The organism is Ruegeria sp. CH8, assembly GCF_056536985.1.
In genome coordinates this window covers 21,706-30,685 of sequence record NZ_JBQFQR010000038.1, presented here as the reverse complement: position 1 = coordinate 30,685, position 8,980 = coordinate 21,706, and the positions used below count along the sequence as shown (strand labels likewise).

The window sequence follows — 8,980 nt, the reverse complement described above, 5'->3', positions numbered from 1 at the left end:
GCGGATGATCTCGGGACTGGTTTTGAAGTACTTGATTGAGGCAGGCCTGGTCATGGGCAAAAGCTACGCAACCACCCTGCCCCGCTCAACCAAAGTTCTTCTGACAAGACCGGAGCGAAAATTATTCATCTGCTGGAACTCCCGGCCAAAAAAACAGTTCAAGATGCTTGTCTAGTAAAAGACCGTCATGGGTTCTAAGCACACGTTCTTGCGCGACCGAATGAGGGAAATTACTCGGATGATAGATGCACTGCAGACCGCGGGGTGTGTAGGAATAAGCCAAGATCGGATAAGACTTATTTCTGCATGAGCGAGAAGCGCGCAATACGCGCGAAATCTTGGCAACTCGCGGGCGCGAGTTCATTATAGTTAAACTCGAATCTCCCGCGTTGCTTGAATCATCGTAACAGAGGCGAGAGCGCCTTACGAACAACGGGTTTGATCAGGACAACGGACGCTCACAAAAAACCGATCCAATGTCGAATCTTCTCGCTGACAGTACAAAAGTCGCACAAATCGAAAACAGAAGGCTAATTGTAATGTAGCTAACTTTCAAACGACTGGCTTTGAAGTTTTTCTGAGATTTTTGCAGCAGCTTTGACGACCGATGCCGCCAGGATTTCAAGCTCGCTGTCGGGGAATCTTGTAATCGGACCCGATACCGAAACGCCCGCAACAACCTTTCCTAAAGAGTCAAAAACAGGGGCTGCGATACAACGCATCCCAGGGAAACGTTCTTCGTCGTCCAATGCCCAACCCCGTTGCCTGGACTCATGTAGCTCCGCCCTCAACTCCTGTGTGTCTGTAATTGAATTGGGCGTCTGACTTACCAATGTTAGCGGCGCCAATAGGCTCTCTAATTCGGCCTCTTCCATAAAGGCCATAATGGCTTTACCCACACCTGATGTGTGAAAAAAAGCGGCCGTACCGTTCTTGAAAGATGCCCTTATCGGATTGTCGGATTCAACTTGGATAAGGAAGAGCAACTGCCCACCTTCTTCGATTGCCAGATTTGCAGTCTCCCCGGTCTCTTCTGAAAGCGTCCTCATCACTGGCGGTGCAACCTCCAGCAAGTTTGACCCTTCTTCAAAGGTGCTGCCAATGCGATAAGCTTGCGGGCCAATGCGCCATTTACCCTTCTCAACATCATGAACAACCATGCCACGCTGCTGAAGTGTTGTCAGAAGCCTGTGTACTGTTGCGGGTGGTATTTGCGTAACTTTGGAAACTTCGGCAAGCGTAGAAGAGCGCGCGTCAGCCAGAAAAATCAGAACACGAATACCTCGATCAAGTGCACCAACGGGGGCTGCGACGACCTTCTCTTCATTCGCCTTGAGGCGCGGGCGTCCTCGACGATTGGCGGTTTTGTGTTCGTTCATAATCAGTGAAACCAATGCTCTGCTTCCTAGCTTAAGATTCTAGCTCGACAGGGATTGCAAAAAAATGAAAATTATTAATCGTTTAATTTCAATATATTAAGACAACTTAACGCCATAAAGAGAAGGATATTCCAAAATATTTTGAAAATTTTGAAATCTGGCTTATCGTTACTCGCATTCGCTGAAAGGCGGATTGGCGCCAACACCGAAGCAATAAACGGAAATGGCGCAGTTAAGGGAGGAAACATGACAAAATCTTTGAATCGCAGAAATTTTCTGCGTGGTTCCGCTGTTGTGGGCGCTGGTGCGCTTGCAGCCCCGGCGGTCCATGCGCAGGAAGGAACTAATCTCAAGATGCAGGCTGCTTGGGGCGGCGGCATCTTTCTTGAAAATGCACAATCCTACGTAAATCGCGTTAACGAAATGTCCGGCGGCAAGCTAACGATCGAACTGCTACCTGTGAACTCGGTTGTAAAAACAAGCCAAATGCAGGACGCGGTTCATCGCGGCGTTCTGGACGCAGCGCATTACGTACCAGCTTATTGGTATTCGAAATCCAAGACAGCGTCGCTGTTTGGAACGGGACCCTGCTTTGGATGGTCCAGCCAAGAAGTCCTGGGTTGGGTAAATTACGGCGGCGGGCAGGAACTGTTCGATGAATTGATGGGAATACTCGGATTGAACGTCGTTTCATTCTTCAACTCGCCAATGCCGGCACAGCCGCTGGGCTGGTTCAAGGAAGAGATCACAGGCTCTGACCAGATGAACGGTCTGAAGTATCGCACCGTTGGCTTGGCGGCAGATGTTCTGCTTGAGATGGGCATGTCGGTCGTACAGCTGCCGGGTGGTGAAATCCAGCCTGCGATGAAATCCGGTCTGATTGACGCGGCTGAATTTAACAACCCGACCTCCGACCGTGACTTTGGTATGCAGGACGTGTCCAAGCATTATCACCTGGCCTCGTTCCACCAAAGTCAGGAGTTTTTTGAAGTCACCTTCAACAAGGATAAGTACAACGCTCTGGCCCCTGAACTTCAGGCGATCCTCAAATACGCATCCGAGGCCGAAAACTCCAATTTCTATTGGCACAACACCAAGCGTTACGCTGATGATTTGGTAACGTTGGCCGAAGAGCAGGGCGTGAACGTGTATCGGACACCAGACAGCGTGATGCAAGCTCAGTTGGATGCATGGGACGTTGTGGTCGATCGGATCTCGAACGAAGATCCCTTCTTCGCCAAAGTTGTCGAAAGCCAAAAGGCTTACGCGAAGAACGTAATGAACTACCTCAACCTGAACCAGCCGGACTACAAACTGGCCTATAAGCATTATTTCGGTTGAGGCCTGACGATCTCTGAAAACGGGAAGTCGCGTATTTGCGCGGCCTCCTGAACTCCGGGCAGAACAGGCGAGGAACTTACCTTGATCAAGACAATCCACGCCATCGAAGGGCTAAGCCAGTGGGTCGGCAAAGCCTTCGGATGGTGCATCCTTATCCTGACACTTTCCGTGTCTTACGAAGTGTTCGTCCGGTACGTGCTGAACAAGCCAACCGTCTGGGCGTTCGACATGATGGTGCAGATGTATGGCGCTTTGTTCCTGATGGCCGGGGCGTATGCTTTGGCACAAGATGCACATGTCCGCGGCGACGTTCTTTATCGGTTGTTCTCTGTCCGTTGGCAGGCGCGCGTTGATTTCGTTCTGTACATTCTCTTCTTCTTCCCTGGCATGTTCGCCTTGTTCTGGTATGGCTGGGAAATCGCCAAAGACAGCTGGCGCTATGAAGAGGTCAGTTGGAACAGCCCTGCCCGAATCCAAATCTACTTTTTCAAAACCCTGATCCCAGTTGCTGGTTTCTTGCTGATGCTACAAGGCCTTGCAGAGATGGCACGGTGCTGGTTGGCAATGCGAAACGGTGTCTGGCTTGAGCGGTTAGATGACGTGCGCGAAACCGAGGACATGTTGATGGAAGAGACCATCGACAAAATTCGGACGACGGGCAGGAAAGAAGGAGGCCGCAGCGATGACTGATCCACAAGTCGCCATCATGATGCTCAGCCTCTTCATTCTTTTGGTGTTGCTGGGCTTTCCAATCGCGTTCACGTTGCTCGCCATGGGTGTTGGTTTCGGGTATTACGCCTACTACCAATCTGCTCCAGAGAGCATTGCGGACATCTTCAACAACAACATCTTCTATCTTCTCAACCAGAACACCTATTCAGTGATGGAGAACGACACGCTTGTTGCCATCCCATTGTTCTTATTCATGGGATACGTGGTCGAAAGAGCGAATATCGTCGATCGCCTGTTCTTCTCGCTTTACATGGCGGCCCGAAATCTGCCCGGGTCATTGGCCATCGCCGCGCTTCTGACCTGTGCCGTTTTTTCGACGGCGTCCGGGATTGTTGGTGCGGTTGTCACCCTGATGGGCCTGCTGGCCTATCCGGCGATGGCCAATGCCGGATATCAACGCAGCTTCGCCTCTGGTGTAATCTGCGCCGGCGGGACGTTGGGGATTCTGATCCCGCCATCGATCATGCTGATTGTCTACGCCGCAATTGCAGAGCTTTCACCTTTGCGTTTGTACGCTGCTGCCGTTTTCCCGGGCCTCATGCTGGCGGGACTCTATATCGTTTACGTGATGGTGCGTGTGTGGCTCAATCCGTCGCTGGCACCTAAGCCACAGGAAGATGATATTCCGCCAAAACGGCAAATATATATGGACCTGCTGGTGTCGTTTGTGCCGTTGACGGTTCTAATCATGCTGGTGCTCGGTTCAATCCTAGGCGGGCTCGCGACACCGGCTGAAGCTGCAGCGATGGGTGCACTAGGCGGACTGGTGCTGGCGGTGCTCTATCGGTCACTTACCTGGGACAAGGTCAAACAAAGTGTCTTCCTTACGGCCAAGGCTACCGCAATGGTGTGCTGGTTGTTTGTAGGATCGTGGACCTTTGCCTCGATTTTTTCCTATCTCGGTGGTCATGATGTGATTGAGCATTGGGTCGTTGGAATGAACCTTCAACCTTGGCAATTCTTGGTCCTTGCCCAGTTGATCATTTTCCTGCTGGGGTGGCCACTGGAGTGGTCCGAGATCCTGATTATCTTCGTGCCAATCTTTTTACCGATGCTGGAAACGTTTGGGGTGAACCCGTATTTCTTCGCAATGCTGGTTGCCCTGAACCTGCAGACCTCGTTCCTGACACCGCCGATGGCCATGTCAGCGTACTACCTAAAAGGGGTTCTCAAGAACCAGATCCAACTGATGGAGATCTTCAAAGGTCTGATGCCCTATCTGGCCATCGTGATCCTTTGCATGGTGTTGATGTACCAGTTCCCGGGCATCGCGCTTTGGTTGCCTGACTACCTGTTTGGGGTTTGGGTGCCATGAGCAAGCATGATCTGTCATTGTTCTCGGCGGTCCAATCCGCCGAGGGCATTCGAGACGGACGTTTTTCTTCCGAAGCACTGGTTGAAGACTGCCTGAAGCGTATCGAGGAAACCGACAGTGTTATACGCGCCTGGGCTTACCTTGACGCAGGCTTAGCGCTGGATCAGGCGCGCGAGATGGACCGCATCCGAAAGGTGGGCCGGGCGACTGGTCCACTGCATGGCGTGCCCGTAGCGTTGAAGGACATTGTCGACACAAAGGATATGCCCACCCAGCGAGGGACACCTATCTTTGCAGGTCGGCAACCTGAAACTGATGCAAGGCTAGTCGAACGACTTCGAGAGTCTGGCGCTGTCATCATGGGCAAAACCAAGACAACCGAGTTTGCCTTTATGCATCCGACCGACACCACCAACCCATTCGACCCGAATAGGACACCTGGGGGGTCATCAAGCGGATCAGCCGCAGCCGTTGCGGCCAGACACGTACCTTTGGCTATTGGTACACAGACCGGAGGGTCGGTCATCCGTCCAGCCTCTTTCTGCGGCGTATACGGCTTCAAGCCGACCCGTGGAATGATCTCGCGCAGCGGGGTTTTCAGGACGTCGATTTCTTTGGATCACGTAGGGGGTTTTGCCAACTCGCTTGAGGATATCGCTTTGCTGGCGGACGTGGTGGCCGGATATGACCAAAGCGACCCTGCCAGCTTCGCTCGGCCGCGTGCGGAAATGCTGACCGGCGCTCAGGCGGATGTTCCGGTCGAGCCGAACATTGCCTGGCTTGATTTTCCGTTCAACGACCGCCTCAATACAGATGCCCTAGATGGCCTGAATGCGGTGATTGAAAGCCTAGGCGGCCGGGTCGATCGCTTTTCGGCCTCCCCTCAACTCGCTGATCTAATCAACGTACACAAAACGATCTATGACTACGAAATTCGTCAGAATATGATGGAAATTTCGGATGCCCATTGGTCGGAAATCAGTGCCGAGATGCAATCCGCAATAAACCGCGGCGCAGATATCAGCGAGGCCCAATACGAAGAAGCCTTGTCCGTCATGGCATCTGCTCAAGGCTTTTTTGCAGAGTATTTCAACGAATTCGACGCAATCTTGGCCCCGGCAGCTACAGGCGAAGCTGTTCCACTGAGTGCGGGGCACACCGGCGATTCCGTTTTCTGTCTGACTTGGACACTTGCGGGTTTGCCATGCCTCACGCTGCCTTTGTTGGTCGGGCAGAACGACCTGCCCATCGGCGTCCAGCTGATTGGGGCTATCGAAGAGGATGACCGGCTTATGCGCACGGCATCCTGGGTTCAACGCAACTTAAGAGCGCAGGAACAAAAGGGAGAGTAAAACGTATGTCACGTCTGACAAACATTCTCATGGGCATAATTGGCACCGGCCTTATGATGGTTTTCGTTCTTGGTCTCGCGCACAGTATCTCGACAGGATTTGCCGGGTTCTGGGGCGGTTTGCCATTCGTGTGTATCGCAGTCTTCGTCATAGCACTGGCGCTTTACAACTTATGGGAAGACGCAATCAAAAAGGACTGACCCAATGAGCGATAAACCAGTCCTCTGGCTTCCACGTCGGCTCTCCGACGCAACCGTCGATCGCGCGCGCCGGGACTATGACGTAATCATCAACGAAGCCGACACACCAGGCACTGCGGAAGAAATCATCGCCATGAGTGCGAAAGTCGACGCGATGATGCCATGCCATTCAGAGCATTTCTCACGCGAAGTCGTGTCGCAGCTAGACCCGCGCCTGAAGATTGTTGCAAACCATTCCGTGGGCGTTGATCACTGCGATCTTCCGGCCTTAGCGGCAAAAGGAATTGCGGTGACAAACACACCCGATGTCCTTTCTGATGCAACGGCAGAATTGGCTATGCTGCTTATGCTCGGAGCGGCGCGACACGCGGTTCGAGGCGATCGCCTAATGCGGTCGGGCACCTGGGACAGTTGGAGCCCAACTTTCATGGTTGGCAAGCAAGTCACAGGTGCGCGCCTCGGCATCATCGGGATGGGGCGCGTGGGTCGGGCTTTCGCAGAAAAAGCCCGCGGGTTTGATATGGAAATCCATTATTTCAACCGTACCCGCTTGTCGTTCGACCAGGAATGCGGAGCAATTTACCATGAAACCATCGACACTCTGCTACCAGTCGCCGACTTCCTGTCACTTCATTGCCCTGCCACCCCGGAAACTCTTGACCTGATGAACACCAAACGTTTGGCCAAGCTGTCGAACGGAGCAATACTCGTGAATTCCGCCCGCGGCGCCCTTGTTGACGAAGATGCGCTGTTGGACGCGATCGAAACCGGAAAGTTGTCCGCGGCAGGCCTCGACTGTTTCAAGACAGAACCGGGTGGTAATCCAAAGTTCGCCGCGTACGAGAACATCTTCATGTTGCCGCATATTGGAAGCGCAACGAGGAAAACCCGCGATGCAATGGGCTTTCGCGCGTTAGACAACTTAGACGCGTTCTTTGCGGGCGAAACGCCCCGAGACCTTTTGTAGAAGAGGACACTTTAATGGCAAAACTAGCTTTCCTCGGATTGGGCGTAATGGGTTATCCAATGGCCGGTCACTTGAAGGCGGCGGGGCACGACGTTACCGTTTACAATCGAACTTCCGCAAAAGCCGATGCCTGGGTCGCCGAGCATGGTGGCTCTGCATGCGCGACACCCCGCGAAGCCGCCGAAGGCGCAGAGTTCGTCATGACATGTGTCGGGAATGACGATGACCTCAGAAACGTTTGTATTGGTTCAGACGGCGCATTTAGTGGCATGTCGCAGAGCTCAACGCTTGTTGACCACACGACCGTCTCTGCCAAGGTCACACATGAACTCTACGCGGCCGCTAAAGAACAAAGCCTGGGCTTTGTGGACGCGCCAATCTCTGGCGGTCAGGCCGGGGCAGAAAACGGCGTACTTTCGATAATGTGTGGAGGCGATCAGCCCGTTTACGACGCTGTCGAACCTATTATGCTAGTATACTCGAAAATTTGTCGCCGAATTGGAGAGAGCGGTGCCGGGCAACTAACAAAAATGAGCAACCAAATCGCAATCGCAGGATTGGTTCAGGGATTGAGCGAAGCGCTGCATTTCGCCGAGAAAGCGGGCCTTGATGGCCGTTCTGTAGTAGAAGTTATCAGCCAAGGTGCCGCTGGTAGTTGGCAGATGGACAACAGACACGAAACCATGCTCGAAGATCATTTCGACTACGGGTTTGCGGTGGACTGGATGCGCAAGGATCTGGGTATCTGTCTTGATACTGCCAACGAAACCGGCGCAAGTCTGCCCGTAACCGCACTGGTTGATCAATTCTATAAGGATGTTCAGAAACTTGGGGGCGGACGCTGGGATACCTCCTCGCTTTTAAAGCGTCTGCGCGCGCTTGACTAAACTATAAAAGCGCAGCCTCTGAGATGCCAAAAGAGGTGCTGTCAGACGAATTCGAACCAGTCTCAGTTTGCCGCCAAATCCGCGAACTTATACGGAACAAAGCTGACGCCACTCGGTAAGAGCGGCGGTGCGTGTCAGCTTGAAGATGTCTCGGCTGGTCAGCGATCTTTCCTGGTTGAAGTGGTTGTATACGGAGGAATGTACGGAGGCGAATTTCTGTAAACTTCGCATGCGCCTGAAACGCTGCATCGCGCGTTCTCTTCGTCGGAACGGAAGATGCGAGTTCTCGACGCGGTTGTTGAGCCACCTGCCCGTCTGTTGTTTTTCGAGCGCGCCCATTTCTCTGAGCGCAGCCTTGTAGGAAGCGAAGCGATCTGTGACGATCTCTTCGGCGCAACCGTGCCGCTTCATCAATTTCTTGAGGAATTTCAGTGCTGCAGCTTTGTTTCGGCGTTTGGTGACGACTGCTTCCAGCACTTCACCCTCATGGTCTATGGCCCGCCAGAGGTAGTGCCTCTTTCCATTCACCTTCACAAAGACCTCGTCCACGTGCCACTTCCATTTGGAGAACGCGCGCAGCTGCTGAACACGCTTCCGTCTGATCTCAGCAGCAAACATCGGCCCGAACCTATTCCACCAGTATCGGACAGTTTCGTGACTCACGTCGATGCCTCGCTCGTGCAGCAGATCTTCGGCATTCCGAAGCGAGAGCGGGAATCGGATGTACAGCATCACCGCAAGACGGATGATCTCGGGACTGGTCTTAACGTATTTGAAAGAGGCAGGTCTGGTCATATGCAAAAGCTA

9 protein-coding genes are annotated in these 8,980 nt (G+C 53.0%); 7 read left to right on the top strand and 2 right to left on the bottom strand.

Annotated features, from left to right (window positions below; all coding sequences use genetic code 11):
• Nucleotides 1–545 precede the first annotated feature (545 nt).
• A complete protein-coding gene (locus tag ACR0ER_RS23820; RefSeq protein WP_480771022.1) occupies nt 546–1,394 on the bottom strand; it encodes an IclR family transcriptional regulator in 849 nt (282 codons plus the stop codon).
• A 231-nt stretch (nt 1,395–1,625) separates the two neighbouring features.
• Here ACR0ER_RS23820 and ACR0ER_RS23815 point away from each other — a divergent pair, with 231 nt between their 5' ends.
• From ACR0ER_RS23815 to ACR0ER_RS23785, 7 genes are all read left to right on the top strand, one after another.
• Nucleotides 1,626–2,720: a TRAP transporter substrate-binding protein gene (locus ACR0ER_RS23815; RefSeq protein WP_480771021.1), complete on the top strand. Its 1,095-nt coding sequence runs from the start codon at nt 1,626–1,628 to the stop codon at nt 2,718–2,720.
• 81 nt (nt 2,721–2,801) lie between these two features.
• Nucleotides 2,802–3,410 (top strand): TRAP transporter small permease subunit, encoded by a 609-nt coding sequence (locus ACR0ER_RS23810; protein ID WP_480771020.1) that lies wholly within the window; start codon nt 2,802–2,804, stop codon nt 3,408–3,410.
• Nucleotides 3,403–4,767, top strand: coding sequence for a TRAP transporter large permease (locus ACR0ER_RS23805; protein ID WP_480771019.1), 1,365 nt, complete (start codon nt 3,403–3,405; stop codon nt 4,765–4,767). Before ACR0ER_RS23810 ends, ACR0ER_RS23805 begins: the two co-directional genes overlap by 8 nt.
• Nucleotides 4,764–6,119 carry an amidase gene (locus ACR0ER_RS23800; protein ID WP_480771018.1) on the top strand — a complete coding sequence of 452 codons (1,356 nt, stop codon included), beginning with the start codon at nt 4,764–4,766 and terminating at the stop codon, nt 6,117–6,119. Before ACR0ER_RS23805 ends, ACR0ER_RS23800 begins: the two co-directional genes overlap by 4 nt.
• Before the next feature lie 5 nt (nt 6,120–6,124).
• Nucleotides 6,125–6,319 (top strand): hypothetical protein, encoded by a 195-nt coding sequence (locus ACR0ER_RS23795; RefSeq protein WP_480771017.1) that lies wholly within the window; start codon nt 6,125–6,127, stop codon nt 6,317–6,319.
• A gap of 4 nt (nt 6,320–6,323) precedes the next feature.
• Complete coding sequence (locus tag ACR0ER_RS23790; protein WP_480771016.1) at nt 6,324–7,286, top strand: 2-hydroxyacid dehydrogenase; 963 nt, start codon at nt 6,324–6,326, stop codon at nt 7,284–7,286.
• A 14-nt stretch (nt 7,287–7,300) separates the two neighbouring features.
• The gene (locus ACR0ER_RS23785; protein WP_480771015.1) at nt 7,301–8,173 is read left to right on the top strand and encodes an NAD(P)-dependent oxidoreductase; all 873 of its coding nucleotides are present in this window, start codon (nt 7,301–7,303) and stop codon (nt 8,171–8,173) included.
• Nucleotides 8,174–8,260: 87 nt separating this feature from the next.
• Here ACR0ER_RS23785 and ACR0ER_RS23780 read toward each other — a convergent pair whose 3' ends face one another.
• Nucleotides 8,261–8,968: an IS6 family transposase gene (locus ACR0ER_RS23780; protein ID WP_480771014.1), complete on the bottom strand. Its 708-nt coding sequence runs from the start codon at nt 8,966–8,968 to the stop codon at nt 8,261–8,263.
• Between the last annotated feature and the right edge of the window lie 12 nt (nt 8,969–8,980).

Excerpts from the sequence above, each read along its gene's own strand:
- ACR0ER_RS23815 (WP_480771021.1), top strand. The coding sequence starts at position 1,626 with ATGACAAAATCTTTGAATCGCAGAAATTTTCTGCGTGGTTCCGCTGTT.
- ACR0ER_RS23780 (WP_480771014.1), bottom strand. The coding sequence starts at position 8,968 with ATGACCAGACCTGCCTCTTTCAAATACGTTAAGACCAGTCCCGAGATC.
- ACR0ER_RS23785 (WP_480771015.1), top strand. The coding sequence starts at position 7,301 with ATGGCAAAACTAGCTTTCCTCGGATTGGGCGTAATGGGTTATCCAATG.
- ACR0ER_RS23805 (WP_480771019.1), top strand. The coding sequence starts at position 3,403 with ATGACTGATCCACAAGTCGCCATCATGATGCTCAGCCTCTTCATTCTT.
- ACR0ER_RS23790 (WP_480771016.1), top strand. The coding sequence starts at position 6,324 with ATGAGCGATAAACCAGTCCTCTGGCTTCCACGTCGGCTCTCCGACGCA.
- ACR0ER_RS23795 (WP_480771017.1), top strand. The coding sequence starts at position 6,125 with ATGTCACGTCTGACAAACATTCTCATGGGCATAATTGGCACCGGCCTT.
- ACR0ER_RS23800 (WP_480771018.1), top strand. The coding sequence starts at position 4,764 with ATGAGCAAGCATGATCTGTCATTGTTCTCGGCGGTCCAATCCGCCGAG.